This window comes from Neisseria sp. P0014.S002, assembly GCF_051958295.1.
Lineage (GTDB): Bacteria > Pseudomonadota > Gammaproteobacteria > Burkholderiales > Neisseriaceae > Neisseria > Neisseria flavescens_B.
On record NZ_JBQCVO010000005.1, the window covers coordinates 69,451 to 94,238 of the forward strand.

A 24,788-nucleotide genomic window follows, 5' to 3' on the forward strand; every position below is an offset into this window, starting at 1 on the left:
TTCAGTGGGAGCGGTAAATACGGGTTACAATCAGCATCAGCTGGCTGAGTATCGGCCAAAGCAATGCGCCGACAAACGGGGCAACAAAGCCTTGCAAAGTGATGACCTGATGATTGAGGAACAAGCGGGCAACAGTTAAGACGGCCTGATTGAGAAGCAGCGCAGCCAAGACAGCGGCCAATTGCATAATGTGGCCGTAAAGCATGATTTGGCGGCGGCGGTTTAAGATGAAATAAGTCATCACGACGTAGGACAGGGCGTGTAACCCTAAAGTTGCGGCGGTTGCTGCATCGACAATCAGACCGATGGCAAAAGCCAGTCCCATGCCTGCGCGTTGCGGTTGGTGCAATGTCCAATACAGCAACATCAGTGCCGTCATTTCAGGCAGCCAAAAGAATCCGTCAAAGGAAAACGGCATAAAGTCCAGTATCATCATTACAATGAGACTGGCCGCCATGATGTGCAGCGGTACTGCACGGTAAGAATCATCAAAATCGTTCATGAAATCAGCGTGGGGAAGAAAGTACCAAGACAAAACGGCTGCTGCGTAAAGCGGCCAAAGGCGTCAGTTGCGTATCGTAATAAGGCGTTCCTGATGCGCGGACAACCTTGCTGACGGTTGCAACGGGAATCCCCGCCGGATAAGTACCGTCCAAACCGGAAGTCAGCAGAACATCGCCGGGTTTCAAGTCGGAGCCGGTTGGAAAATAGCGCAAATCCAAACCGTTGCCATTGCCGTATGCCAAATTGCGTTCGCCAGTGCGGCTGACGGCTATGGGGACAATGCTTTGTCCGCCCGAAATCAGCCCAATTTCTGCACTTTGTGTGTGAACTTGTGTCAACAGACCGATCAAACCGCTTTGATCGATGACCGCATCGCCAACTTTCAAGCCGTTTTGACTGCCCTTGCCGATAATCAGTCTTTCGGAAAGCGGATCTTTGCCATTGGAAATGACTTCCGCACCGATAACGTTGTGAATGCCTTTTTGTTGCAAACCGTACAGTTTTTTCAATTCGCGCAATTCGTCGGTATTGACTTTATCCCGCTGCAAATCGATTTTCAGACGGCCATTTTCTTCCAGAAGCTGACGGTTTTGTTCTAAGAGCTCGGATTTAGACTGAGAGAGGTCGGCAAAATATTGATAAAGTTGAACAGGTTGATTGGCCAGCCATTGAACAGGGTAGAGCATGGGCATGACCGCCGCACGTACAGGCTGCATCAATGAAAAGCGGTAATCTGCCACCATCAGGCCGGCAGCCAGAGCGATATAAACGACAAAACGAGGCAACAGCTTAGGGCCTTTTGCCTCGTCAAAGCGCAAAGAAGAGCGTTCCATAACCATCTACCTTATGGGTTTTCTGTAAACACGGTATCCCATTTGCCGATATAGTCCAAAGCCTTACCGGCACCATAGGCGACGCAATTCAGAGGCTGGTCGGCAATACCGACGGGCAAGCCGGTTGCATCGGCCAAGACGGTATCGATACCGTGTAGAAGAGCACCGCCGCCGGTCAGCATAATACCGCGGTCGGCGATGTCGCCGGCCAGCTCGGGCGGAGCTTGTTCCAAAGCCAGACGGACGGCTCGGATGATTTGATTTACCGTTTCGCTCAATGCTTCACGGATTTCATTTGAAGTAACCGCCAAGGATTTAGGCGTGCCTTCGGCCAGATCTCGGCCCTTAATGCGCATGGCTGTTTCGGTTTCAAAGCCCGAGGCCGAGCCGATTTGTTTCTTCAATTCTTCGGCCGTAGCTTCGCCAATCAAGACACCGCGATGGCGACGCAGGTAATGGATGATGCTTTTATCGAATTCGTCGCCGGCTGCGCGGACAGAAGCAGAATAGGCCATGCCGCCCAGTGAAAGAATGCCGATTTCAGTAGTACCGCCGCCAATATCGACAATCATCGAACCTGCAGCATCTTCAATCGGCAAGCCCGCGCCTAAAGCGGCGGCCATCGGTTCTTCAATCAAATGTACGCTTGCAGCGCCGGCAGCAAACGCAGAATCCAAAATTGCTTTACGTTCCACTTGGGTAGAGCCGCCCGGAACACAGATAACCACACGAGGCGGAACCAAAGACCGTCCTTCGGTGGCTTTTTTAATCAACATACCCAGCATACGCTCGGTAATCACAAAATCGGCAATCACACCGTCCCTCATCGGGCGGACAATTTCGATATTGCGCGGCGCACGGCCCTGCATTTTTTTGGCTTCCGTGCCCACTGCCATAATTTTACTTTTATTGCCTGCGCCGGATTGAATCGCAACCATGGACGGCTCATCCAAAACAATCCCTTTGCCGCGTACAAAAATCAGCGTGTTGGCCGTGCCCAAGTCGATGGCAATATCATTGGAGAGGAAACGAGATAAAAGACGAAACATAGGATACCTGAAATTCCGGCCCAGCCCGGATGTGTTTAGCGCTATTTAAAATAAGAAAAACAGGTACACGGTTTAAGACGGATAAATGCGCCCTTAAAAGGCCGTCTGAATCAAAACACCATGCCAACCTGTTTGGTTTTCGGTTATAATTCTTCGCTTCATAGAAGACGAAATGCAATGATACCCCAAACCCAAGAGGCATTGCTATCAGACAAGGATTTTTTATGGCTTTAAGCTTAAATGATGTGGAAAAAATCGCAAAACTCTCGCGCCTCACTTTAACGGACGAAGAAAAAAACAAAACGCTTGCCGAGTTGAACGACATTTTCGCCATGGTTGAAAACATGCAAAGCGTCGATACCGACGGCATCGAACCCATGGCGCATCCGCACGAAGCCTCTTTGCGCCTGCGCGAAGATAAAGTGACTGAAACCGATCACGCCGCAGAATATCAGGCTGTTGCTCCTGAAGTGCGCAACCGCCTGTATATCGTTCCTCAAGTGATTGAAGAATAAGGTTTCAGACGGCCTTTGCTCATCTGCAAACTCCTATTGCAAGGCCGTCTGAAAGGATATTCTGTTCAGACGGCCCGATTTATTGATTTAAACGGATGTTTTCAATATCTGTTTTGAAAGCAAAAAACTGTTTTATAGAAAGTACGGCACAATGACCGCTTACACGCTTAAACAAGCCAGCAGCCTGCTGCAATCCAAACAAATTTCCGCAGTCGAATTGGCGACCGAATATTTGGCCGCTATTGCTGCGAAAAACCCTGCCATCAATGGCTATGTGACCATCGATCAAGATAAGACCCTTGCTGAGGCTAAAGCAGCCGATGCGCGTATCGCAGCCGGTAATGCAACGGCTTTGACCGGTGTGCCGGTTGCTTACAAAGATATTTTCTGCCAAACAGGTTGGCGCAGTGCATGCAGCTCCAAAATGTTGGATAACTTTGTTTCTCCTTATACTGCCACTGTGGTACAAAACCTGTTGGATGCCGGCATGGTTACTCTTGGCCGTACCAATATGGACGAATTTGCCATGGGTTCGACCAATGAGACTTCGTTCTACGGCGCAACCAAAAACCCATGGAATCTTGAACATGTTCCCGGCGGTTCGTCAGGTGGTTCGGCTGCCGTGATTGCAGCGCGTTTGGCTCCGGCTGCGTTGGGTTCGGATACCGGCGGTTCTATCCGTCAGCCTGCATCGCATTGCGGTATTACCGGTATTAAGCCGACTTACGGTACGGTTTCACGCTTCGGTATGGTTGCCTATGCTTCCAGCTTTGACCAAGCCGGCCCTATGGCGCAAACGGCCGAAGACTGCGCGATTTTGTTGAACGCTATGGCCAGCTTTGACGAGCGCGATTCCACCAGTTTGGAGCGCGACAAAGAAGACTACACTCGTGATTTAGACAAGCCGCTCAAAGGTTTGAAAATCGGTTTGCCTAAAGAATATTTCGGCAAAGGCGCGGATGCCGATGTTCAGACGGCCTTGCAAAGCGTTATCGATTTGCTCAAAGCTCAAGGCGCGGAGACTGTTGAAGTTTCCCTGCCGCAAACATCATTGTCGATTCCTGCTTATTACGTTCTTGCCTCTGCGGAAGCAAGTACCAACTTATCCCGTTTCGACGGCGTACGTTATGGCCATCGTGCAGCACAATTCGGCGATTTGGAAGAAATGTATAGTAACACCCGTGCCGAAGGTTTTGGCAGCGAGGTTAAGCGCCGTATCATGATCGGTACTTATGTATTGAGCCATGGTTACTACGATGCTTACTACCTGAAAGCGCAAAAATTGCGCCGTCTGGTTGCCAATGATTTTCAGACGGCCTTTGGTCAATGTGATTTCATTTTGGCGCCGACTGCACCGACTGCTGCGCCGAAACTTGGCAGCGACATTCACGACCCTGTGCAAATGTACTTATCCGATATTTACACCATCGCCGTGAACCTTGCCGGTTTGCCTGCATTGACTCTTCCTGCCGGTTTCAGCGCAAACGGCCTGCCGATTGGTGTGCAATTTATCGGCAACTATTTCTCCGAAGCCAAAATTTTGGGTGCCGCACATCAGGTTCAACTAAACAGCGATTGGCACACTAAAGCGCCGGAATAATGTTTTAGGGCCTTGATGATTCAAGGTCGTCTGAAAATAAACCATATAAAAGCGCCTGAATGTATTGAGGTGCTGCATATTGTAGATATTTAAAAATTATGACAGCCACCGACTTCATTCAAATCATTGGGACAGCCGCGTTTGCCATTTCCGGCTATTTGGTCGGCTACAACAAGCGGTTGGATGTACTCGGTGTCGTCATTACAGCGTTACTGACGGCAGTCGGCGGCGGCATGATACGTGATGGCTTGGTCGGCCGGATTCCGCAAGTGTTTTTGCAAACAGATGCGCTGATTGTTGTGTTTGCCACGCTTGCCATCGCATGGTTGATAAGGGTGCAACGTTATCGCAGCACCTATTTGGCCGCTGCTTTTATTATTGCCGATGCCATTGGTTTGGCAGCGTTCAGCATTACCGGCGCACAAATCGGTATGGCTTTGCAGCTTAATCTGTTCGGCGTTATTTCTTTGGCTTTTGTGACTGCCGTTGGCGGCGGTATTGCGCGCGATATTTTGGTCAATGATGTACCGATGATTTTGCGCACCGACCTTTACGGCAGCGTAGCCATTTTGATTGGCGGGCTGATTTATCTGTTCGGGCATTTGGGCTGGATTAATATCTTTACGTTAAACCTGCTCTTTGCCGGCGGATTGTTGTTTCGCCTGACTGCATACCGTTTCCATTGGCAACTGCCCGGTTTCCAACGCCGCAGGAAATAAACTTATCTTACAGACGGCCTATTATGTTTTTTATTCAGGCCGTCTGAAAAACGAATCACTCATTTAACCGATTAACTTTTTTTCGACAGAAAGACCCTTATGACTTGGGAAACCGTAATCGGACTGGAAATCCACGTCCAACTCAACACCCAATCCAAAATCTTCAGCGGCGCATCCACTGCATTCGGTGCCGAGCCTAATGCCCACGCCAGCGTGGTTGAGTGTGCGTTGCCGGGCGTATTGCCGGTAATGAACCGCGAAGTCGTCGAAAAAGCCATCAAACTCGGTTTGGCTTTGGATGCGAAAATCAATCAGAAAAACGTGTTCGACCGTAAAAACTATTTTTATCCTGATTTGCCAAAAGGCTATCAAATCAGTCAGTTAGATTTGCCGATTGTTGAACACGGCAAGCTGGAAATCGTAGTAGGCGATGAGGTTAAAACCATCAATGTTACCCGTGCGCACATGGAAGAAGATGCGGGTAAATCCGTACATGAAGGTTTGAACGGTGCTACTGGTATCGACTTGAACCGTGCCGGTACGCCTTTGTTGGAAGTTGTCTCCGATCCTGAAATGCGTTCCGCAGCCGAAGCCGTGGCATACGCTAAAGCGTTGCACGGTTTGGTAACTTGGCTCGATATTTGCGACGGTAATATGGCGGAAGGATCGTTCCGTGTCGATGCCAACGTTTCTGTACGTCCCAAAGGCCAGGTAGAGTTCGGTACACGCCGTGAAATCAAAAACCTCAACTCTTTCCGCTTCTTGGAACAAGCCATCAATTATGAAGTAGAAGCGCAAATCGAAATCTTAGAAGACGGCGGTAAAGTACAGCAGGCAACCATGTTGTTTGACCCTGAAAAAGGCGAAACCCGTGTGATGCGTTTGAAAGAAGATGCGCACGATTACCGCTATTTCCCAGATCCGGATTTGCTGCCGGTCATTATTTCAGACGGCCAATTGCAAAAAGCCAAAGATGAAATGCCTGAATTGCCGCATGAAATGGCGGCGTGTTTTGTTGCCGATTACGGCGTGTCTGACTATGATGCGCGCCTGTTGACTGCCAGTCGTGCTCAAGCTGCCTATTTTGAAGAAGCGGCCAAAGCCTGCGGCCAAGGTAAATTGACAGCGAACTGGATGAACGGCGAGCTTGCCGCGACCTTGAACAAAGAAGGTTTGGAACTGGCTGAAAGTCCGATTACGGCTCCACGCCTTGCCGAGTTGGTTGCTAAAGTTGCGGATGGAACATTAAGCAGCAAACTGGCGAAAAAAGCTTTTGAAGCGATGTGGGCTGAGCCTGAAGCAGGTATTGCCGAAATCATCGAGAAACATGGTTTGCAACAAATTACTGATACTGGCGCAATTGAAGCGATGGTGGATGAAGTGTTGGCAAATAATGCAAAAGCCATTGAGCAATTCCGTTCCGGCAATGAAAAAGCCCTGAATGCGATTGTCGGCCAAGTGATGAAAGCAAGTAAAGGCAAGGCCAATCCGGCTCAAGTTCAAGAACTGATTAAAGCCAAATTAGCTTGATAAATAGGATAGGCCGTCTGAAAAATAGGTCTTATTTTTCAGACGGCCTTTATTTTTGATTCTAAAATTATTCTAAATACCATGACACATACTATTACCTTATCAGATCAAATCACATTTACGGCAAACGAGGATGAAACCGTTCTTGCCGCTGCGACCCGTCAGAATTTAAATCTGCCTCATTCTTGTAAAAGTGGCGCCTGCGGACAATGTAAGGCTGAGTTGATGAGTGGCGAATTTGAAATGGGCGATCATATTGATAAAGCCATCAGCTCAGAAGAAAAAGCGCAGGGCAAAGTGCTATTGTGCTGCACTACTGCAAAGAGCGACCTGAAAATCAATGTGCCTGGGTTTAATTCGAATGCTTTGCCGGTGCGCACTTTGCCTGTACGTATCGAAACGATTGAAATCAAACATGATGTTGCTTTGTTGAGATTGGCTTTGCCTAAAGCGCCGTCATTTGCATTTTATGCCGGACAATATATTGATTTGCTGCTTCCCGGCAATATCAGCCGCAGCTATTCAATCGCCAATTCGCCTGACCAAGAAGGCGTTTTGGAGCTGCATATCCGCAAACGTGAAAACGGCGTATGCTCAGAAATGATTTTTGGTGCCGAGCCTAAAATCAAAGAAAAAGGTATTGTCCGCGTCAAAGGTCCATTGGGTACGTTTACTTTGCAAAAGGACGGCAATAAACCGATTATTTTGTTGGCAACGGGTACAGGTTACGCACCTATCCGCAGTATTTTGCTTGATTTGATTCATCAGAATAGCGAGCGTCAGGTTCATTTTTACTGGGGAGCACGTCAGCAGGAGGATTTGTACGCATTGGAAGAAGCAGAAGCATTAATAGGCCGTCTGAAAAATGCGAAATTCTCGCCTGTTCTTTCTAAGCCTGATTCCGATTGGAAAGGGGAGAATGGATACGTGCAAAATGTTGCTGCACAAAATTATCCTGATTTGAGCCAATACGAAGTTTATGCTTGCGGGTCACCAGCAATGACGGAGAGTGCGCAAAGTTTGCTGACTCAAAAATGTGCCTTGCAGGAAGATGCCTTCTTCTGTGATGCTTTTTCACCGGCATAATGCAAGCGGTAATTGTATTGACGGCTTTGGTCATCACGGCCTGCAGCTCTACAACCGCGCCCTCGGCTACGGAAATTAAGGTTGTCGAAAAGGCGGTCATGCCGACACCGCCTGCCGCGCTGATGGTCGCGCCGGTACGCCCGAATCCGCCGAAAGACGGCAAGACGGCAACGCTGCTCGAACACGCCGCTGAGTTTGGCGGCTATGTTGCTGAGCTGGAAAACCAAAACGCAGCGTGGCGCGATTGGGCGGGCAATCACTCCCGCAAAGTCGGCGACTGACAAAAAAGCCCGCGTAGGGCGCGGGCTGAGGGTGAAAGCGGATTTTATACCTCTTTTACAGGGGTAGCGGCGGTAGTGCTTTTCAGCAAATCGACTGCGTGCTGGCAGTTTTGCTTGCTGGTGTAGCCTTGGCCCTGAGCGATGATTTCATGGTTGGCTGCTTTCAAATGCCAACGGTATTCGCCTTTTGCGTCTTTATAGATTTCAAAATACATAAGGTTTCTCCTATGAATGAGTACACGTTTTCTTACCGCTTTGACGGCAAGTCCTGGTCATTGAGCATTTGGGCGGACAGCCCTGAAGAAGCCCGGGCAAAATTTCGGGCTGCACGGGAAAATGCGCAGTATGACGGCGAAGTTGTAACAAAGATTTATACATTTGTAAATATTTCGTGGGTTAAGAAGTTGTACAGACGGATAAAATATTTGATGGGTATCAAAGAATGACCTACCGTGAATTAGTTGAACGTCAGTTGGCTGTGCGCCATGCCGATTTGGAATTGGGCTTAAGCCGCTCCCGCGAACAAGAGCCGTTTGTCATTCATGTTTCTAATCTGCTGGATAAGGCAGGGTTTGAATATACGGTACGGATGAATAAGGATTTTCAACGGAAAATAAAAAGGAAATCGAAAATGTCCTTACTCAAGACCGTAAAAATGATGCTGTGAAATAGAAGATAGATTTGAATTCAAGTAGTAAGCATTGAGCTTGAAGAGAAATCAAACTTTGAAAGAGTGTACATTATGTACACTCTTCTGATTTTTTGAGTTGGCATTTTTAAATACGCAGTGCGTTGCGTGTCCATAAAATCTTGGTGTGGATTGGGTTGTCTAGGGCAGCCCTTAAATGTAAATCACTATGAAGTCAAACTAATCAAAACCATACTTTTCAATATTTTAGAGACGTTATCAAGTTTTGAGTCAATTCACGCTTTTATTTGTGGCACAGTAATTATCATCTAATTTTTTCCCTATACAATTTTTCTTGTAAACGGCGCAGGCCGTTTTAAGTCAACTTTATCAGGAACCATGATCATGAGAAACATCAAACTAACCTTAGCCATATTTTTCGGAGGCATATTTGCTTTATGGCTACTTGCTACATCATTTCCAGACCAGTGGGGCGTATTTCCAGTACGCAATTTACTGCTGCAACTCACTGGCGCCATCAGCATACTGGCGATGAGTGCCTGCCTGATACTCGCCGTACGCCCCAAAATACTGGAAACCCCGCTCGGCGGGCTGGACAAAATGTACCGCCTGCACAAATGGTTCGGCATCATCGCCCTTTCAGGCAGCATCCTGCACTGGACTACCAAGCAATTCCCCAAATGGCTGGTAAAGCTCGGACTGTTTGACGGCAAAAAACCGCCGCGCCCGCCGATGCAGGAAATATTGACGTTAAAAGATTGGCTGGCTACCCAACGCCACCTTGCCGAAGAAATCGGCGAAGTCGCCTTTTATGTCGCTATTGTTCTGCTTGTCGCCGCCCTCATCAAACGCATACCCTACCGCTGGTTTGCCAAATTCCACATCCTGGTCGTACCCGTTTATCTCGCGCTCGTGTGGCACACCATCGTGCTGGTAAACTTTTCCTACTGGTCGCAACCGCTGGGCTGGCTGATCATCGCCGCCTTAAGTGCAGGCATCGCCTGCTAGCTGATTGCCCTGTTTAAGCGCATCGGTAATCCGCAAAACGCTACCGTCTCCGCCCTGAATCAAAACGGTAAACTGCTCTCTCTGACTCTGAATGCCCCGAAATGGCAAGGACACTGTGCAGGACAATTCCTCTTTTTACGCACACACGGAGAAAGCCACCCCTTCACCATCGCTTCAGACTGGCAGCCTGATAACCAAGAGCTCACGCTCGTTATCAAAGATTTGGGCGATTACACACACCGCTTGCCGCAGCGCCTTAATATTGGCGACACCGTTCAAATCGATGGTGCATACGGACGTTTTGACTTTTCTGATAAGCAAGCGCAAATTTGGGTCAGCAACGGCATTGGTTTTACTCCATTTCTTGCACGCCTTAATGAACTGTCGAAACAGCCAATTACCCAGTCGATAGACTGGTTCCATGCTGATAGAAATCTGTCTGCCGACACGCTTGCCCATTGGCAAAATTTAGCGCAACAAGCCAACGTGAATTTCCACTATATCCCTTCGGAAACCCAAAGGCTCACCGCCGAACATATCGGACAGACTGTCCGCGACTGTGCCAACCGCAGCCTGTGGCTCTGTGGCAGCAGCAGCTTCACGCGCAGTATTTCAGATAACCTGAAAACAAGGTCGCAACATTTGGAGTTCTTTGAATTCCGCTAAACATCCATAGATGTGGGATAGCTTGAGAGCGTAGTCTTAACCTAGTGCAAATAAAAACAGTTCAAGCCTTCAAAATAAAGCTGCGGACTGTTTTTTGTTTTTCAGACGACCTTTAGCACTTAAAGAGGTTTCAGTCTGATAATGCAGCCTTAATAGTATGAAAATAAAAGCAGTCCACACCTTCATTTTGAAGGTGTAGGCTATTTTTTAATTTTCTGGTCATCCTTACAGTAGAGTCCTTACAAAACTCCTTAAATGTTTAGATAGGACTTTAAGGGGGAGATAAAAAGCTATGGCCGTCTGAAATATTTCAGACGGCCATATATTCACAAGGATTGAACAGGGGAGTATTGTATTAGCTACCCATCAGTTTCAAACGTTGACCAGGAGTCACAGTACGGGTATTGCGGTTCCAACGGCGGATCTCATTAACATCAACATTGAAACGGCTGGCAATAGTGTTCAAAGTATCACCTTTGCGTACAGTGTAGGAAACGTTTTGAATCGGGTTGCTGCGGACTTTTGCCGGAGCAGCTGTAACGCGGAGGATTTGGCCTTTTTTGATATTGTTGCCTTTGATGTTGTTGGCAATAATCAAATCAGCTACGCTCAGGTTATAACGTTTGGAGATGTTAAACAACGTGTCACCATCTTCCACGCGGTGTGTACCTGCTGCAAGTGCTGCAGTTTGTATGTTTTGTTGGCCATTTACACGGGCAAGACGCGCATTGATGCGTTGTTGTTGTTTAGCGGTATTGGCTGCAATACGTGCGGCACGAGCACTTTCAGCAGTCACAACAGTTTGAACTTGTTTGGCTTCAGGAGTCGCTTCAGCAACAGTTGCTGCAGGTTCATCTGCAGGTCGGCTTTGTACTAAGGCCATCAGGTCATCATGCTCTTCTTGAGCCGGCGCGGCAACAACAGATTCAACTGCAGGAGTAGGGGCTACATCGTTTGCGGCAACAGTCGGTGCAGTCAAGTCGGCAGGGATAGTTGCTTTAGGTGCTTCTGCAACATTTGTAGTAGCAGGATCAGCAGTGGTATGGATCATGGCTACAACAGGGGCAGCTACTTTTGCACTTGCAACTTGAGGCTGCGCCTTGGTTTCTGTTACCGCTACTGAAGTAACGTTTTCAGCTTTGTTGCGTTCAATAAAGTCAACCGGTTTGCTGGACTGTGGAACAACAGGTGCAACAATATTGGTCACGGTATTTTGAGCGACTTTAACCGGTTCTGCTACGTTGGAAGCAATAATCGGAGACATGGCCGGCATATTGGATTGGTAAGTATCCGGCGTATTGTCTTTGTCGATAAAGTTAATGATATCTTGACTTTGGGTAGCTGAGTTTTTAGCCACCAAAATGCTGCGACCTTCAGAAATGGCACTGCCACTCAGGCCGTTGAGGCGTTTAAGCTCGGCTACGCTCATGCCAGTATCGTTGGCGATGGCATTAAGCTTTTTGTTGCCCAAAGAAGTATAAATATCCCAAGACATCAGGGTATCTGGATTAGCATTGCGGTAGTTTTTTTCAAATGCGGAAACCGCAGAAACCGGTAACAACAGGCGACGGTTGTTTTTAGGGATAAATACCGGGGCATTGAAACCTGGGTTGAGTGCCAACAGTTCGCTTTCGCTGATGTTTGCAAAGCGAGCGATTGTGCTGTTATCAATAGGTTTGTCGATGCTGACAGATTTGAAATATGGCTGATTGCTGATTTCACTGATATTCATGCCGAAAGTTTGCGGATTGGCAACGATATTGCGGACAGCCAAAAGTTTGGGGACGTAATTACGTGTTTCGTTCGGCATACGCAGGTTTTCGTATGTCGGCTCCAAACCTTGCGCACGGGCACGGTTTACGGCACGGCCGACGTTACCTTCGCCCCAGTTGTAAGCGGCAAGTGCCAAAGACCAGTCGCCGAACATACCGTGCAGGTATTGCAGGTAGTTCAATGCGGCATCGGTAGCAGCGTAAATGTCGTGGCGGCCGTCATACAAAGGCGTTTTTTCCAAGCCGAAGTGGCGGCCGGTAGCCGGCATAAATTGCCACAGGCCGGATGCGCCGACGTGTGATTTGGCTTTGGTTACGAATGCGCTTTCAATGAAAGGCAGTAAAGCGATTTCAGCAGGCATATTGCGTTTTTTAACTTCATTGGCAATATGGTACATATAAGGTTTGCTACGGGAGATAGTGCGGTCGAAATATGCACTATTTGCAGCAAATTTGTTTTCATGGCGGCGAACCAGTTCTGTGTTGACTTCGTTGATGCGGAAGTCTTTACGCAACGATGCCCACAAGCTGCCAGAGCCGAAAGTTTGTGCTTTGGCTTGGTCGAGCAGGGAAGAGTTGAGGCGCATCATGGCCATGCCGACTTGGTTGGGCGTAGCGTTTTGCGCGTAGGCTGTGGCGGAAACTGCCGACAGGCTTGAAACGGTCAGAGCGATGGTTTTTAGTTTTGCCATAGTAAATAGAGTTATCAAATATATAATAAAATTTCGTCTTTTCGATGGTATCGTTTCAGCATTCAAACGTCAAGTCGAGTAGGGAATTTGCTTGTATGATGTGTTCGTGGTGTTAAAATTCTGTCACACAAGTCGGGATGCATAGGGGAGCATTTAATGGAAACTTTTTTTATGCAAACGCCAATGGGACAATATCTTGCTCAAAAAGAGGCGGATTTTTTTAGACGGCATTTGCAATATTTGAATGGCCAAGTAGCGGTTCAATTGGGCGGGGTATGGCAGAGGCCGTCTGAAAATATGATTGTGGTGCCTCGCGATGTACGGATGGATGCTGAAATGTTGGCATTTGAAACGCATTCCGTGGATGTGTTATTGATGCACCATCTTTTGGAAATTTCAACTGCGGATTTAGTGTTGAAAGAGGCGTTTAGGGTATTAAACCCTGAGGGCAGGTTGATTTTAACGGGGTTTAACCCTAAATCTTTGTGGGGATTGAGCTCGTGGTTTGATGGCAAAAGACTGCCTATGAAATCTCAATGCTTGGCTTTGGCTGAGTTGAAACGAAAAATTGCCACTATTGGTTTTGAAATGGAATATGGGCAATTTATGGATTATCTGCCTGCGGTGAATTCGCCATCTGCTTTGAAGTTCTGGCAGTTTATGGAAAAAGCCGGGGATAGGTGGTGGCCTCAGTGTGCGGCGGTTTATGGTGTGGTTTTAACGAAACATTTGATTGGTGTCCATCCTTTGCCCGAATTGGAATCTGCATTCGATGGCAATACGGTTGCTTTAAGTACAGCACGTTTGGCTGAATAGTTTCAGACGGCCTATATATAATGATGAATTTGGAGAATAATGATGCCTGAATTACCTGAAGTGGAAACGACTTTACGCGGAATCGCGCCACATATTGATGGCAAGAAGATAGAAAAAGTCATTATTCGCCAGTTTAAATTGAGATGGCCTATTCATCCAGACTTGGCGCAAATTTTGGCAGGGCGCAAAGTTTTGGCATACAACCGGCGTGCGAAGTATTTGATTATTACTTTTGAAACGGGTATTTTACTTATTCATTTGGGTATGTCTGGCAGTTTGCGGATTTTTACCGCTGATGATGAGCGTATCGCCACTCCGGATAAACACGATCATTTAGATTTTGTATTTGATGACGGTACCGTATTGCGTTATCACGATCCGCGTAAATTTGGTGCGGTGTTGTGGTATGAGGGTATTGCCGAGCATCATCCGCTGTTGGAAAAGTTGGGGCCGGAGCCGCTCTCGGACGATTTTGATGCAAACTACCTGTATCAGAAATTAAAAACCCAAAAGCGTGCAGTCAAATTAGCACTAATGGATAATGCGGCGGTAGTTGGTGTCGGCAATATTTATGCGAATGAAAGTCTGTTTAAGGCAGGTATTTCGCCATTGCGTCCGGCGAATAAGTTGACCAAGAAAGAATGCGCATTATTGGTGGAAACGGTTAAAGCGGTTCTGCAAAGGGCGATTGAAACCGGCGGCAGTACGCTGCGAGACTTCGTTAATAGCGATGGAAAAAGCGGCTACTTTCAGCAGGAATATACGGTCTATGGCCGTCATAATGAGCCTTGTGTCCAATGTGGCGGGCTGATTTTTAAAGAAACTTTGGGGCAGCGTGGAACATTTTATTGTCCAAATTGCCAGAAATAGTTTCAGACGGCCTTAAATGTCAGAGGCCGTCTGAAAATAATGAACACAATACAGAAGAAATTTTATGTCTAAACAAAAAGCTCCTTTTTTTAAACGACTGGGCAGACTTTGCCGTTTGGCGGCTTGGTTATTCAGAACCGGCCGGGATTTGCGTGCCATCGATGGCAACAATGCAGAGGAACGCAATCACGCTGTGGTTGTTTTGGGAAAAGGTGCGTTGGATGCTTTGGATATCGAATTGGAAATCGGCGTACCGCCTCAAGGAAATGTGAGCGGTACTTTGGTGGTGGCCAACCATGTGTCTTGGTTGGATATTTTTGCCATGAGTGCCGTTTATCCGAGCAGTTTTATTGCAAAAAAGGAAATCAGCGGTTGGCCGGTTTTGGGGAAAATGGGTAAAAATGCCGGCACGGTGTTTATTAACCGCAATTCCCGCCGTGATGTCGAGCCGATTAATCAGGCGATTTGTGCGGCATTGAAAGCAGGGCAGAATGTCAGCTTCTTCCCCGAAGCGCGCACTTCTTCCGGCTTGGGTATTTTGCCGTTTAAAGCAGCCCTGTTCCAATCGGCTATTGATGCGAAAGCGCCGATTCAGGCGGTAACCTTACGCTATTATGATGACGAAGGACAACGGACGGATCTGCCATCCTATGCAGAGGTAAATCTGTTTCAGTCTTTATGGCGCATTGTTTCTATGAAGAAAATCCGTATCCGTTTGGATTTCTCGCCACAGTATAAACCGACAGATATGCCTGATAAAGACCGCTATGCTTTGAAGGATATTGCGGAAACAGCCATCAGCAAAATTGTGGCTTCGGATTCTCCCGTTCAGCCCTTACCTAAAAAATAATTTCAGTCAGGCACTTGTTTTATTTCAGACGGCCCCCATTTAGAGGAACAGCTGTTTTCGGTTTAATTGAATTGATAGTTTGATGTAATTAATATTATTTGAACTATAAATTATACAAATCGATAGGCCTGCATTAAAATGCAAGCATTGATTCATTTCTCAAACCCGAATTTTTAAGGAGCTTAAAAATGGCTTTGCAAGATCGTACCGGTCAAAAAGTACCTTCCGTAGTATTCCGCACTCGCGTTGGCGACACTTGGAAAGATGTTTCTACTGATGATTTGTTCAAAGGCAAAAAAGTAGTCGTGTTCTCTCTGCCTGGCGCATTTACTCCAACTTGCTCTTCTTCTCACCTTCCACGCTACAACGAATTGTTTGGCGCGTTCAAAGAAAACGGTGTTGACGCAATCTACTGCGTATCTGTAAACGACACTTTCGTAATGAACGCTTGGGCTGCTGAAGAAGAAGCCGACAACATCTATATGATTCCTGATGGCAACGGTGAATTCACTGAAGGCATGGGCATGTTGGTTGGCAAAGAAGACTTGGGCTTCGGTAAACGCTCTTGGCGTTACTCCATGCTGGTTAACGACGGCGTGGTTGAAAAAATGTTTATCGAACCTGAAGAACCAGGCGATCCTTTCAAAGTGTCTGACGCTGACACTATGTTGAAATACATTGCTCCTGACTGGAAAGCTCAAGAGTCTGTTGCCATCTTTACCAAACCTGGTTGCCAATTCTGTGCAAAAGCTAAAAAAGCTCTGCAAGACAAAGGCTTGTCTTACGAAGAAATCGTATTGGGCAAAGATGCAACTGTTACTTCCGTACGCGCTATTACCGGTAAGATGACTGCTCCTCAAGTATTCATCGGCGGCAAATACATCGGCGGCAGCGAAGACTTGGAAGCTTACTTGGCTAAAAACTAATTGCCTGTATGCTTGAGACGGCTTGAAAAGGCCGTCTGAAAGACCCAAATATAGAGTTATTCAGACGACGTTTACAAATCGGCGTTCTGAATAACTCTATATTTACAAGTAGAATTTGAGATTATTGTTTTAAATCGATATTTAGGTATTGGCTATTGATTTTTAAATTTTGATAGTTTGTGAAGTTTAGGCCGTCTGAAAACGGATAACCTGATGGCAATATCGGTTTGGATATAGACAGTAAGGATAAAATATGAAAAAGATTCAAGCAGATGTAGTAGTACTGGGTGGCGGTACAGCCGGTATGGGCGCATTTCGCAATGCCCGACTTCATACAGACAATGTTTACCTGATTGAAAACAATGTATTCGGAACAACTTGTGCGCGTGTCGGCTGCATGCCGTCCAAGTTGCTGATTGCGGCTGCGGAAGCGCGCTATCATGCTCTGCATACCGATCCGTTTGGCGTACATTTGGATAAAGACAGCGTAACGGTAAACGGTGAAGAAGTCATGCGCCGCGTGAAGTCCGAACGCGACCGTTTTGTCGGTTTTGTAGTCAGCGATGTAGAAGAGTGGCCTGCCGACAAGCGTATTATGGGTACGGCAAAATTTGTTGACGAACACACCGTCCAAATCGATGACCACACTCAAATTACTGCAAAAAGTTTTGTGATTGCCACCGGTTCGCGTCCTGTGATTTTCCCACAGTGGGAAGTTTTAGGCGATCGCTTGATTGTGAACGATGATGTTTTCTCTTGGGATACCCTGCCTAAGAGTGTTGCCGTGTTCGGCCCTGGCGTAATCGGCTTAGAGTTGGGTCAGGCTTTGCACCGTTTGGGCGTGAAAGTTGAAATTTTTGGCGTGGCCGGTGCTATTGGCGGTATTTCTGATCCTGTTGTCGCTGAAGAAGCCAAAACCATTTTTGGTGAAGAGTTGACTTTGCATTTGGATGCCAAAACCGAAGTCAAATTGGACGCAGAAGGCAATGTTGAAGTTCATTGGGAACAAGATGGCGAAAAAGGTGTGTTCCATGCCGAATATGCTTTGGCTGCCGCCGGTCGTCGTCCAAACGTGGACAATATCGGTTTGGAAAACCTGAATATCGAAAAAGATGCGCGTGGCGTGCCTGTTGCCGATCCGCTGACCATGCAAACCAGCATTCCGCACATCTTTATCGCAGGCGATGCGTCCAATCAATTGCCTCTGCTGCATGAAGCTTCCGACCAAGGCAAAATTGCCGGTCATAATGCCGCTATTTTCCCGAATATTGAGGGCGGTTTGCGCCGTAGCGTAATCGGCGTGGTATTCACCAGTCCGCAAATTGCCACTATCGGCTTGAAATATGCGCAAGTCGCGGCGAAATATCAGCCTGATGAGTTTGTAATCGGCGAAGTTTCCTTCCGAAACCAAGGCCGTAGCCGCGTTATGTTGGTCAACAAAGGCCATATGCGTTTGTATGCTGAAAAAGCAACCGGCCGTTTCATTGGTGCAGAAGTTGTCGGTCCTGCTGCCGAACATTTGGCACACTTGATGGCTTGGGCGCATCAAATGAAGATGACGATTCCGCAAATGTTGGATATGCCGTTCTACCATCCGGTTATCGAGGAAGGTCTGCGCACTGCATTGCGTGATGCCGATGCAAAATTGAAACAGGCTTGATTATTTGATGGAATAAAGGCCGTCTGAAACTGTAAGGTTTCAGACGGCCTTTTTTATGCTTTGAAGTTGTTAAATCAATTCTAAATCCGGACCGGCATTTTGCGCACGACGGCTTCGTAATTGAATGTCTAAGCGCAAATCATGGGCGGAGTCGGCATTTTTAATGGCGTCTTGATAGCTGATATCGCCGTTTTCATACAAATCATACAAGGCTTGGTCAAAAGTGATCATGCCCATGCCGGTTGATTTTTTCATCATTTCTTTGATGTTGTGGACTTCGCCTTTTTGAATCAAGTCGGCAATAATCGGCGAATTGAGCAAAACTTCGACCGCCGCCACACGACCCCGTCCGCTTTCACGGGGAATCAGGCGTTGGGAAATAAAGGCTTGCAGGTTGAGCGACAAGTCGGTCAGCAACTGGGTACGGCGCTCTTCGGGGAAGAAGTTGATGATGCGGTCGAGCGCTTGGTTGGTACTGTTGGCATGCAGTGTCGCCATACATAAATGGCCGGTTTCTGCGAAGGAAATGGCGTAGTCCATGGTCTCGCGGTCGCGGATTTCGCCAATCAAGATAACATCCGGTGCTTGGCGCAGGGTATTTTTCAGCGCAATCGGCCAATTTTCAGTATCTACGCCGATTTCGCGTTGAGTGATGATGCAGTTTTTGTGTTGGTGGATAAACTCAATCGGATCTTCGATGGTAATAATGTGGTCGAAGCTGTTTTCGTTTCGATAGTCGATAAGGGAGGCGAGGGAAGTGGACTTGCCCGAACCTGTACCGCCAACAAAAATAATCAGGCCGCGTTTTCTGAGGGCAATGTCTTTCAGAATAGGGGGCAGATTGAGCGTTTCAAATTTTGGAATATTGCTGGTAATGGAGCGGAACACCAATGCAGTTGCACCGCGTTGAACCATTGCATTGACACGGAAGCGGCTGGTATCGGGCAGGCTGATGGCGAAGTTACATTCGTTGGTGGAAGAAAATTCTTCGATTTGTTTGGAAGACATAATCGAAAAAGCGATTTCCATACATTTTTCAGCACTTAGCGGTTCATCGCTCAGTCGCGTGATTTTGCCGTCCACTTTCATGGCTGGCGGGAAATTGGTGGTAATGAAAAGGTCGGAGCCTTTGTATTTGTTCATATGGCGTAGCCAAGCGAACAATTCTTCTTTTGCGCCCGGAGTATTTTCGTCAAACATAAGAATTTAGATAGTTAATATTAAGTTATTTTATTGAGAATAATTATAACAGAAGCAATCATTATTTGCTGTTTTGCCCACTAAAGTGGCTATCTGTTTTAAATTGAGTGTCGTGCTAGGAATATAGCAGATTTTTCAGTATCCCTGTGATTTTAAATTCTGCTGTTATAATGTTGCTCGATTAGTGAATGGAAAGGTAACGAGATGTCAGTACAAACAATTGCCGTGGTCGGCGCAATGGAACAGGAAATTGAGTTTTTGCGTGAAAGCATGGCCAATGTCAAACATGTGTCCTTCGGTAAATTCTCGGCATATGAAGGCGAATTGGCTGGAAAACGCACGGTATTGGTTTTGAGCGGTATCGGTAAGGTCAATGCGGCGGTTTCGACTTCTTGGGTCATTCATCAGTTTGCACCGGATTGCGTCATCAATACCGGCAGTGCAGGCGGTTTGGGCAAGGGTCTGAAGGTCGGTGACGTGGTCATCGGCGAAACTGTGGCGCATCACGATGTTGACGTAACGGCTTTTGGTTATGTTCGGGGGCAAGTACCGCAACTTCCTGCTGTGTTCGCATCGGATGAAAACCTGATTCGCCAAGCAGAAAAGGCGGCGCAAGTGTTTGAAGGTGCGGCTGTAACTCAAGGCCTGATTGTCAGTGGCGACCGTTTTGTGCACAGTAGCGAAGGTGTCGCGGAAATCCGCAGTCATTTTCCTGACGTAAAAGCAGTTGAAATGGAAGCTGCGGCGATTGCGCAAACCTGTCACCAGTTGGAAGTGCCGTTTGTGATTATTCGCGCCGTATCCGATTCGGCAGATGAGAAAGCGGACATCAGCTTTGAAGAGTTTTTGAAAACGGCGGCCGTCAGCTCGGCGAAGATGGTGACCGAGATTGTCAAATCGCTATAAAATCATGCAAAAGCGTTGAATTTCCGTTAGAATACGGAACGATTCAACCTTATTCTAAGGCCGTCTGAAAACTGAATCCCTGTTTTTTCAGACGGCCTTTCAGCCTTTAATTGTATTTATCTTAATAACAATATGAAAAACATACGGAATTTCTCCATCATTGCCCACATCGACCACGGTAAATCGACGCTTGCCGACCGTTTTATCCAATACTGCGGCGGTTTGGATTTGCGCGAAATGAGTACGCAGGTGCTCGATTCCATGGACATCGAAAAAGAGCGCGGCATTACCATTAAAGCGCAAACCGCCGCGCTCAACTATAAAGCACGCGACGGGCAGGTGTATCAGCTCAACCTGATTGATACTCCGGGACACGTCGACTTCTCTTACGAAGTTTCCCGTTCGCTGTCGGCTTGCGAAGGCGCGCTTTTGGTGGTTGATGCGTCTCAAGGTGTAGAAGCGCAAACCGTGGCGAACTGTTATACCGCTATTGATTTGGGCGTGGAAGTTGTGCCTGTTTTGAACAAAATCGATTTGCCTGCCGCAGAACCCGATCGCGTGGAGCAGGAAATTGAAGACATTATCGGCATTGATGCTGTCGGTGCGGTTCAATGTTCCGCCAAAAGCGGTATTGGTGTGGAAGATGTTTTGGAAGAAATCGTTGCCAAAATCCCTGCGCCTATCGGCGATGAAAATGCGCCGTTGCAAGCGGTGATTGTCGATTCGTGGTTTGACAACTACGTCGGCGTGGTCATGTTGATTCGTGTGAAAAACGGCACCATCAAGCTGAAAGACAAAGTGCGCTTTATGAGCACCAAGGCGGAAACGCAGGTTGAGCAGCTGGGCGTATTCACGCCGAAATCGGTTCAAAAACAAGAACTCAAAGCCGGCGAAGTAGGCTTTTTGATTACCGGTGTAAAAGAATTGGGACAGGCGAAAGTCGGTGATACGGTTACTTTGGTTGCCAACCCTGCCTCTGAGCCGCTGCCCGGCTTCCAAGAAGTACAAAGCCAAGTATTTGCAGGCCTTTATCCGGTAGAAAGCCACGACTATGAAGCTTTGCGTGACGCGTTGGAAAAATTGCAGCTGAACGATGCTTCGTTGAAATTTGAGCCTGAAGTTTCCCAAGCATTGGGTTTCGGCTTCCGTTGCGGCTTCTTGGGCCTGTTACACTTGGAAATCGTGCAGGAGCGTTTGGAGCGCGAGTTCGATATGGACTTGATTACCACTGCACCAACGGTGGTTTATGAAGTTGTGTTGAAAAACGGCGAGAAAATCGAAGTTGAAAACCCGTCCAAACTGCCTGAAATCAGCACCATCGAAACCATTCTTGAACCGATTATTACTGCGACCATTCTTGTGCCACAGGAATATGTCGGTAACGTCATGACTTTGTGTAACCAAAAGCGCGGCGTTCAGGTCAATATGCAATACATGGGCCGCCAAGTCATGCTGACTTATGATTTGCCGATGAACGAAGTCGTGATGGACTTCTTCGACAAACTCAAATCCACTTCGCGCGGTTATGCTTCGTTGGACTACCATTTCAAAGAGTTCCAACCGTCTGATTTGATTAAGCTCGACATTATGGTCAACGGCGAAAAAGTCGATGCCCTGAGCCTGATTGTCCACCGTCAAAGCGCCGTTCACCGCGGTCGCGAGCTGGCAGCGAAAATGCGCGAACTGATTCCGCGCCAAATGTTCGACATCGCTGTCCAAGCCGCCATCGGCAGCCAGATTATCGCCCGCGAAAACGTCAAAGCCCTGCGTAAAAACGTTTTAGCGAAATGTTACGGCGGCGATATTACGCGTAAGAAAAAACTTCTCGAAAAACAAAAAGCAGGTAAGCGCCGCATGAAACAAGTGGGCAATGTGGAAATCCCGCAAAGCGCGTTCTTGGCGATTCTGCAAGTGAGTGATAAATAATGAGTATAAATCTGACTTTAGGCGCAATCGTTGTACTGCTGGCCGGCTTGGTCCTCAACTTCAAAAGCAGTAAAGAGCGTCAGGAAAACGGCGAATGGAGCTCCGGCCTGCAATGGAGTTATCTCTTGTGCATGGTCGGCGTATTCGGCATTTTGTCCGAGTTTATGAGCTTTACCGCCGTATTGCTGGTGTTTGTCGTGTTCACTGGTATTGTTTGGGCAATCCATAAAGGCCGTCTGAAAAAAAGCGAGACCGGCGAAGACAATGCGCATTTTACCGACTATATGGGCGGCTTTTTCCCCATCATCTTGGTTATCTTTGTGTTGCGCAGCTTTATTGCCGAGCCGTTCCAAATTCCGTCCAGCTCCATGCGTCCTGGCTTGGTCAAAGGCGATTTTATCTTGGTGAACAAATTTTCTTACGGTATCCGCCTGCCGATTTTGAATAAGGTCATTATCCCTGTTGGCAACATTGCCCGAGGCGATGTCGTGGTGTTCAATTACCCACTTCAGCCTGAGATGAATTACATCAAGCGCATCGTCGGTATTCCGGGCGACGTTGTGGAATACCGTGATAAGGTTTTGACTGTTAACGGAGAAATTATTTCCGAAAAACCAAATGGCAATTATCAATACGCAGATGATACCGATCCGTCTATGATTCATACGCTTGAGCGTTTTCATACTGCCTTGAACGGCAAAAACTTTGACGTTATCAAAGAGGCCGGTCAGCCTTCCGTATCTATTGCCGTATTGAATAAATACACCTCCGAAGTGATGCCTGAAAGCAATTACTCGCTTGAAACAAGCGGTTTGGAAAATTGCGAATACGCAGAAGACGGCAATGGCTTTATCTGTAAAGTTCCTGAAGGCCGTTATTTCGCGATGGGCGACAACCGCGACAACAGCGCCGATTCCCGTTATTGGGGATTTGTCGATGACAAACTGATTGTCGGTAAAGCCTTCTTTGTTTGGATGAACTTTGGCGAACTCAGCCGTATCGGTACCAGTATCAAATAAGCAATAACAGATTAAAAGGCCGTCTGAAAAATTTCAGACGGCCTTTTTTGTATCTATTTTTTGTCTTTTAACGAACCTAAATAAATCGCCAATAAAGTCAAAGTGGCGCCGCTCCATTGGACGGTATTAATTGGTTTATCCAACCAGAAATAATCGATCAGCATGGCGGCGACTGGTTCTGAGAGCAGCAGGAGGCCGGTCAGTGATAAGGATAAAAGCGGGATGGCGTAAGCAATCAATGCCCAAGCGAAGCATTGCATAACGATGCCGTAGATGGAGACTAGAATCACATCGTTTAAAGTTTTGGGGTAAAGATGGGTGGCATCGAATAGCAGTGACGGGATGACCAGCGCCATTGCGCCGCCGAAGCTTAAAATCATCATCAGAGGAAACAAACCAACTTTTTCCTGCTCATGGGTTTTGCGTACGAAGACCATAGACAGGGCCAGCATGGCACCGGATACTACGCCGCTGACAAATCCCCATGCGGCATTGTTGTTATGGCTGAACTCTGGACTGCCGATTAAGGCGACGCCTATGGTGGCCAATATCAAACTTAAAATTTGCAGGGCGCTTAAACGTTCAGAATAAAAGAAGAAGCCGATGGCGGCTAAAAAGAAAATCTGCAGGCTGTTGAGTAAGGTGGAAATGCCGGGGCCTACGGCGTGAATGCTTTCGTGCCAAAGGGCGAGGTCGAATGCGAGGAAAACGCCGGATAAGATTGCGTAGCCAACTGTTTTTCTTTTCGTGGGCATTTTTTGTCTGAAAAAACGCCCGAGTAGGAAAAATATAGGGGCGGCGATCAGCAAGCGCCAGAATGCGATGGCGTAAGAGCCGACATCGACAAATTTGACGATTAAACTGCCCAAACCGAAGACGACGCAGCCGACGACCAGCAGGGGCGCTGCATAATTTCCCGAACGTGTCTTCATCGGCTTCTCCAAGAATTAAATGAAGACGATTATTCCATAAAATATAGCTGGGGCGCTAATGATAAATAGTGGTAAGCCAAGATAAAGGGTTTATGATGAAAGGCCGTCTGAAAACTGTTTCAGACGGCCTTTTGATGATTTTCTGGCTTGATTTCGTATTGTTGTAGTATAAAATCGTTTTACGCCGTGTTTTCAGACGGCCTGATCAGTTTTGGTTTTGAGAAAAGGATATTGGAAATGGCAAACCCTATTCGTGCGTTTTTGGATTATGTGCCGTCGGTTGATAAGTCTTGTTTTGTAGATGAGACTTCGGTAGTGATTGGCGAAGTGTTGCTGGCGGAAGATGTATCGATTTGGCCTTATGCTGTATTGCGCGGCGATGTGAACAGCATTTCTATCGGCAAACGCAGCAATGTGCAGGACGGCAGCGTTTTGCATGTGTCGCATAAGAATGCGGCAAAGCCTGACGGTTCGCCTTTGATTATCGGCGATGATGTGACGATTGGGCATAAGGTCATGCTGCATGGCTGCCGAATTGGGAATCGTGTGTTGGTGGGCATGGGCTCGATTATTTTGGATGATACGGTTGTCGAAGATGATGTGATGATAGGCGCAGGCAGTTTGGTGCCACCGCGCAAACGTTTGGAAAGCGGTTTTTTATACGTCGGTTCGCCTGTTAAACAAGTGCGTCCGCTGACTGATGAGGAAAGGGAATTTTTGACGTATTCGTCTGCGCATTATGTCCGCCTGTCCGGTCAGCATAAAATTTCAAAATAAGG

At 47.3% G+C, this 24,788-nt stretch carries 26 protein-coding genes; 19 read left to right on the plus strand and 7 right to left on the minus strand.

What is annotated here, in order from left to right; all coding sequences use genetic code 11:
* Position 1: 1 nt before the first annotated feature.
* The 3 genes from mreD to ACTHSX_RS06580 are packed head-to-tail and all read right to left on the minus strand — an operon-like array spanning position 2 to position 2,386.
* Positions 2–502, minus strand: coding sequence for a rod shape-determining protein MreD (mreD, locus tag ACTHSX_RS06570; protein WP_063075403.1), 501 nt, complete (start codon positions 500–502; stop codon positions 2–4).
* A 4-nt stretch (positions 503–506) separates the two neighbouring features.
* Positions 507–1,337 carry a rod shape-determining protein MreC gene (gene mreC / locus ACTHSX_RS06575; RefSeq protein WP_440377167.1) on the minus strand — a complete coding sequence of 277 codons (831 nt, stop codon included), beginning with the start codon at positions 1,335–1,337 and terminating at the stop codon, positions 507–509.
* Between the two features lie 11 nt (positions 1,338–1,348).
* Positions 1,349–2,386, minus strand: coding sequence for a rod shape-determining protein (locus ACTHSX_RS06580; protein ID WP_039862245.1), 1,038 nt, complete (start codon positions 2,384–2,386; stop codon positions 1,349–1,351).
* A 224-nt stretch (positions 2,387–2,610) separates the two neighbouring features.
* On the opposite strand from ACTHSX_RS06580, the gene gatC reads away from it, so the two are divergent.
* From gatC to ACTHSX_RS06610, 6 genes are all read left to right on the plus strand, one after another.
* On the plus strand, positions 2,611–2,901 hold the full coding sequence (gene gatC, locus ACTHSX_RS06585) for an Asp-tRNA(Asn)/Glu-tRNA(Gln) amidotransferase subunit GatC (RefSeq protein ID WP_440377168.1): 291 nt from the start codon (positions 2,611–2,613) through the stop codon (positions 2,899–2,901).
* A 151-nt stretch (positions 2,902–3,052) separates the two neighbouring features.
* Positions 3,053–4,501 carry an Asp-tRNA(Asn)/Glu-tRNA(Gln) amidotransferase subunit GatA gene (gatA, locus tag ACTHSX_RS06590; RefSeq protein WP_440377169.1) on the plus strand — a complete coding sequence of 483 codons (1,449 nt, stop codon included), beginning with the start codon at positions 3,053–3,055 and terminating at the stop codon, positions 4,499–4,501.
* 98 nt (positions 4,502–4,599) lie between these two features.
* Positions 4,600–5,220, plus strand: a complete 621-nt coding sequence (locus ACTHSX_RS06595) for a trimeric intracellular cation channel family protein (RefSeq protein WP_049331484.1) — start codon at positions 4,600–4,602, stop codon at positions 5,218–5,220.
* Positions 5,221–5,319: 99 nt separating this feature from the next.
* Positions 5,320–6,750 (plus strand): Asp-tRNA(Asn)/Glu-tRNA(Gln) amidotransferase subunit GatB, encoded by a 1,431-nt coding sequence (gene gatB / locus ACTHSX_RS06600; RefSeq protein ID WP_440377170.1) that lies wholly within the window; start codon positions 5,320–5,322, stop codon positions 6,748–6,750.
* An 81-nt stretch (positions 6,751–6,831) separates the two neighbouring features.
* Positions 6,832–7,836, plus strand: coding sequence for an FAD-binding oxidoreductase (locus ACTHSX_RS06605; RefSeq protein WP_440377171.1), 1,005 nt, complete (start codon positions 6,832–6,834; stop codon positions 7,834–7,836).
* A gap of 74 nt (positions 7,837–7,910) precedes the next feature.
* A complete protein-coding gene (locus ACTHSX_RS06610; RefSeq protein ID WP_440377213.1) occupies positions 7,911–8,117 on the plus strand; it encodes a hypothetical protein in 207 nt (68 codons plus the stop codon).
* A 44-nt stretch (positions 8,118–8,161) separates the two neighbouring features.
* Here ACTHSX_RS06610 and ACTHSX_RS06615 read toward each other — a convergent pair whose 3' ends face one another.
* On the minus strand, positions 8,162–8,332 hold the full coding sequence (locus tag ACTHSX_RS06615) for a YegP family protein (protein ID WP_049332664.1): 171 nt from the start codon (positions 8,330–8,332) through the stop codon (positions 8,162–8,164).
* A gap of 12 nt (positions 8,333–8,344) precedes the next feature.
* On the opposite strand from ACTHSX_RS06615, the gene ACTHSX_RS06620 reads away from it, so the two are divergent.
* From ACTHSX_RS06620 to ACTHSX_RS06635, 4 genes are all read left to right on the plus strand, one after another.
* Positions 8,345–8,563: a hypothetical protein gene (locus ACTHSX_RS06620; RefSeq protein WP_049227008.1), complete on the plus strand. Its 219-nt coding sequence runs from the start codon at positions 8,345–8,347 to the stop codon at positions 8,561–8,563.
* Complete coding sequence (locus tag ACTHSX_RS06625) at positions 8,560–8,784, plus strand: hypothetical protein (protein WP_254323667.1); 225 nt, start codon at positions 8,560–8,562, stop codon at positions 8,782–8,784. Before ACTHSX_RS06620 ends, ACTHSX_RS06625 begins: the two co-directional genes overlap by 4 nt.
* Before the next feature lie 366 nt (positions 8,785–9,150).
* On the plus strand, positions 9,151–9,774 hold the full coding sequence (locus ACTHSX_RS06630) for a ferric reductase-like transmembrane domain-containing protein (protein WP_440377172.1): 624 nt from the start codon (positions 9,151–9,153) through the stop codon (positions 9,772–9,774).
* A gap of 21 nt (positions 9,775–9,795) precedes the next feature.
* Positions 9,796–10,440, plus strand: a complete 645-nt coding sequence (locus ACTHSX_RS06635) for an FAD-binding oxidoreductase (RefSeq protein WP_440377214.1) — start codon at positions 9,796–9,798, stop codon at positions 10,438–10,440.
* Between the two features lie 355 nt (positions 10,441–10,795).
* Here the strand turns inward: ACTHSX_RS06635 and ACTHSX_RS06640 are convergent, their stop codons facing one another.
* Positions 10,796–12,904: a LysM peptidoglycan-binding domain-containing protein gene (locus ACTHSX_RS06640; RefSeq protein WP_063075409.1), complete on the minus strand. Its 2,109-nt coding sequence runs from the start codon at positions 12,902–12,904 to the stop codon at positions 10,796–10,798.
* 156 nt (positions 12,905–13,060) lie between these two features.
* On the opposite strand from ACTHSX_RS06640, the gene ACTHSX_RS06645 reads away from it, so the two are divergent.
* From ACTHSX_RS06645 to ACTHSX_RS06665, 5 genes are all read left to right on the plus strand, one after another.
* Positions 13,061–13,720, plus strand: a complete 660-nt coding sequence (locus ACTHSX_RS06645) for a class I SAM-dependent methyltransferase (RefSeq protein WP_440377173.1) — start codon at positions 13,061–13,063, stop codon at positions 13,718–13,720.
* Between the two features lie 42 nt (positions 13,721–13,762).
* Positions 13,763–14,590 (plus strand): bifunctional DNA-formamidopyrimidine glycosylase/DNA-(apurinic or apyrimidinic site) lyase, encoded by an 828-nt coding sequence (gene mutM, locus ACTHSX_RS06650; RefSeq protein ID WP_063075582.1) that lies wholly within the window; start codon positions 13,763–13,765, stop codon positions 14,588–14,590.
* Positions 14,591–14,654: 64 nt separating this feature from the next.
* Positions 14,655–15,440 carry a 1-acylglycerol-3-phosphate O-acyltransferase gene (locus ACTHSX_RS06655; RefSeq protein ID WP_063075411.1) on the plus strand — a complete coding sequence of 262 codons (786 nt, stop codon included), beginning with the start codon at positions 14,655–14,657 and terminating at the stop codon, positions 15,438–15,440.
* Between the two features lie 188 nt (positions 15,441–15,628).
* On the plus strand, positions 15,629–16,366 hold the full coding sequence (locus tag ACTHSX_RS06660) for a redoxin family protein (protein WP_003747251.1): 738 nt from the start codon (positions 15,629–15,631) through the stop codon (positions 16,364–16,366).
* A 253-nt stretch (positions 16,367–16,619) separates the two neighbouring features.
* Positions 16,620–18,026 (plus strand): dihydrolipoyl dehydrogenase, encoded by a 1,407-nt coding sequence (locus tag ACTHSX_RS06665; RefSeq protein ID WP_440377174.1) that lies wholly within the window; start codon positions 16,620–16,622, stop codon positions 18,024–18,026.
* 69 nt (positions 18,027–18,095) lie between these two features.
* Here the strand turns inward: ACTHSX_RS06665 and ACTHSX_RS06670 are convergent, their stop codons facing one another.
* Entirely contained in the window at positions 18,096–19,226 is a 1,131-nt protein-coding gene (locus ACTHSX_RS06670) for a PilT/PilU family type 4a pilus ATPase (RefSeq protein WP_070590824.1), read from the minus strand.
* A gap of 204 nt (positions 19,227–19,430) precedes the next feature.
* On the opposite strand from ACTHSX_RS06670, the gene ACTHSX_RS06675 reads away from it, so the two are divergent.
* From ACTHSX_RS06675 to lepB, 3 genes are all read left to right on the plus strand, one after another.
* A complete protein-coding gene (locus tag ACTHSX_RS06675) occupies positions 19,431–20,132 on the plus strand; it encodes a 5'-methylthioadenosine/adenosylhomocysteine nucleosidase (protein ID WP_440377175.1) in 702 nt (233 codons plus the stop codon).
* Positions 20,133–20,264: 132 nt separating this feature from the next.
* Positions 20,265–22,058: a translation elongation factor 4 gene (gene lepA / locus ACTHSX_RS06680; protein ID WP_440377176.1), complete on the plus strand. Its 1,794-nt coding sequence runs from the start codon at positions 20,265–20,267 to the stop codon at positions 22,056–22,058.
* Positions 22,058–23,077, plus strand: a complete 1,020-nt coding sequence (gene lepB / locus ACTHSX_RS06685; protein ID WP_295846339.1) for a signal peptidase I — start codon at positions 22,058–22,060, stop codon at positions 23,075–23,077. Before lepA ends, lepB begins: the two co-directional genes overlap by 1 nt.
* A gap of 53 nt (positions 23,078–23,130) precedes the next feature.
* Here lepB and ACTHSX_RS06690 read toward each other — a convergent pair whose 3' ends face one another.
* The gene (locus tag ACTHSX_RS06690; RefSeq protein ID WP_440377177.1) at positions 23,131–24,009 is read right to left on the minus strand and encodes a DMT family transporter; all 879 of its coding nucleotides are present in this window, start codon (positions 24,007–24,009) and stop codon (positions 23,131–23,133) included.
* A 237-nt stretch (positions 24,010–24,246) separates the two neighbouring features.
* Between ACTHSX_RS06690 and ACTHSX_RS06695 the strand changes: the two genes are divergently transcribed.
* On the plus strand, positions 24,247–24,786 hold the full coding sequence (locus ACTHSX_RS06695; RefSeq protein WP_440377178.1) for a gamma carbonic anhydrase family protein: 540 nt from the start codon (positions 24,247–24,249) through the stop codon (positions 24,784–24,786).
* Positions 24,787–24,788 lie beyond the last annotated feature (2 nt).

What these genes read in the sequence shown, in the direction of transcription:
- mreD (WP_063075403.1), bottom strand. Translation starts at nt 502, where the DNA reads ATGAACGATTTTGATGATTCTTACCGTGCAGTACCGCTGCACATCATG.
- mreC (WP_440377167.1), bottom strand. Translation starts at nt 1,337, where the DNA reads ATGGAACGCTCTTCTTTGCGCTTTGACGAGGCAAAAGGCCCTAAGCTG.
- ACTHSX_RS06580 (WP_039862245.1), bottom strand. Translation starts at nt 2,386, where the DNA reads ATGTTTCGTCTTTTATCTCGTTTCCTCTCCAATGATATTGCCATCGAC.
- gatC (WP_440377168.1), top strand. Translation starts at nt 2,611, where the DNA reads ATGGCTTTAAGCTTAAATGATGTGGAAAAAATCGCAAAACTCTCGCGC.
- gatA (WP_440377169.1), top strand. Translation starts at nt 3,053, where the DNA reads ATGACCGCTTACACGCTTAAACAAGCCAGCAGCCTGCTGCAATCCAAA.
- ACTHSX_RS06595 (WP_049331484.1), top strand. Translation starts at nt 4,600, where the DNA reads ATGACAGCCACCGACTTCATTCAAATCATTGGGACAGCCGCGTTTGCC.
- gatB (WP_440377170.1), top strand. Translation starts at nt 5,320, where the DNA reads ATGACTTGGGAAACCGTAATCGGACTGGAAATCCACGTCCAACTCAAC.
- ACTHSX_RS06605 (WP_440377171.1), top strand. Translation starts at nt 6,832, where the DNA reads ATGACACATACTATTACCTTATCAGATCAAATCACATTTACGGCAAAC.
- ACTHSX_RS06615 (WP_049332664.1), bottom strand. Translation starts at nt 8,332, where the DNA reads ATGTATTTTGAAATCTATAAAGACGCAAAAGGCGAATACCGTTGGCAT.
- ACTHSX_RS06620 (WP_049227008.1), top strand. Translation starts at nt 8,345, where the DNA reads ATGAATGAGTACACGTTTTCTTACCGCTTTGACGGCAAGTCCTGGTCA.
- ACTHSX_RS06625 (WP_254323667.1), top strand. Translation starts at nt 8,560, where the DNA reads ATGACCTACCGTGAATTAGTTGAACGTCAGTTGGCTGTGCGCCATGCC.
- ACTHSX_RS06630 (WP_440377172.1), top strand. Translation starts at nt 9,151, where the DNA reads ATGAGAAACATCAAACTAACCTTAGCCATATTTTTCGGAGGCATATTT.
- ACTHSX_RS06640 (WP_063075409.1), bottom strand. Translation starts at nt 12,904, where the DNA reads ATGGCAAAACTAAAAACCATCGCTCTGACCGTTTCAAGCCTGTCGGCA.
- ACTHSX_RS06645 (WP_440377173.1), top strand. Translation starts at nt 13,061, where the DNA reads ATGGAAACTTTTTTTATGCAAACGCCAATGGGACAATATCTTGCTCAA.
- mutM (WP_063075582.1), top strand. Translation starts at nt 13,763, where the DNA reads ATGCCTGAATTACCTGAAGTGGAAACGACTTTACGCGGAATCGCGCCA.
- ACTHSX_RS06655 (WP_063075411.1), top strand. Translation starts at nt 14,655, where the DNA reads ATGTCTAAACAAAAAGCTCCTTTTTTTAAACGACTGGGCAGACTTTGC.
- ACTHSX_RS06660 (WP_003747251.1), top strand. Translation starts at nt 15,629, where the DNA reads ATGGCTTTGCAAGATCGTACCGGTCAAAAAGTACCTTCCGTAGTATTC.
- ACTHSX_RS06665 (WP_440377174.1), top strand. Translation starts at nt 16,620, where the DNA reads ATGAAAAAGATTCAAGCAGATGTAGTAGTACTGGGTGGCGGTACAGCC.
- ACTHSX_RS06670 (WP_070590824.1), bottom strand. Translation starts at nt 19,226, where the DNA reads ATGTTTGACGAAAATACTCCGGGCGCAAAAGAAGAATTGTTCGCTTGG.
- ACTHSX_RS06675 (WP_440377175.1), top strand. Translation starts at nt 19,431, where the DNA reads ATGTCAGTACAAACAATTGCCGTGGTCGGCGCAATGGAACAGGAAATT.
- lepA (WP_440377176.1), top strand. Translation starts at nt 20,265, where the DNA reads ATGAAAAACATACGGAATTTCTCCATCATTGCCCACATCGACCACGGT.
- lepB (WP_295846339.1), top strand. Translation starts at nt 22,058, where the DNA reads ATGAGTATAAATCTGACTTTAGGCGCAATCGTTGTACTGCTGGCCGGC.
- ACTHSX_RS06690 (WP_440377177.1), bottom strand. Translation starts at nt 24,009, where the DNA reads ATGAAGACACGTTCGGGAAATTATGCAGCGCCCCTGCTGGTCGTCGGC.
- ACTHSX_RS06695 (WP_440377178.1), top strand. Translation starts at nt 24,247, where the DNA reads ATGGCAAACCCTATTCGTGCGTTTTTGGATTATGTGCCGTCGGTTGAT.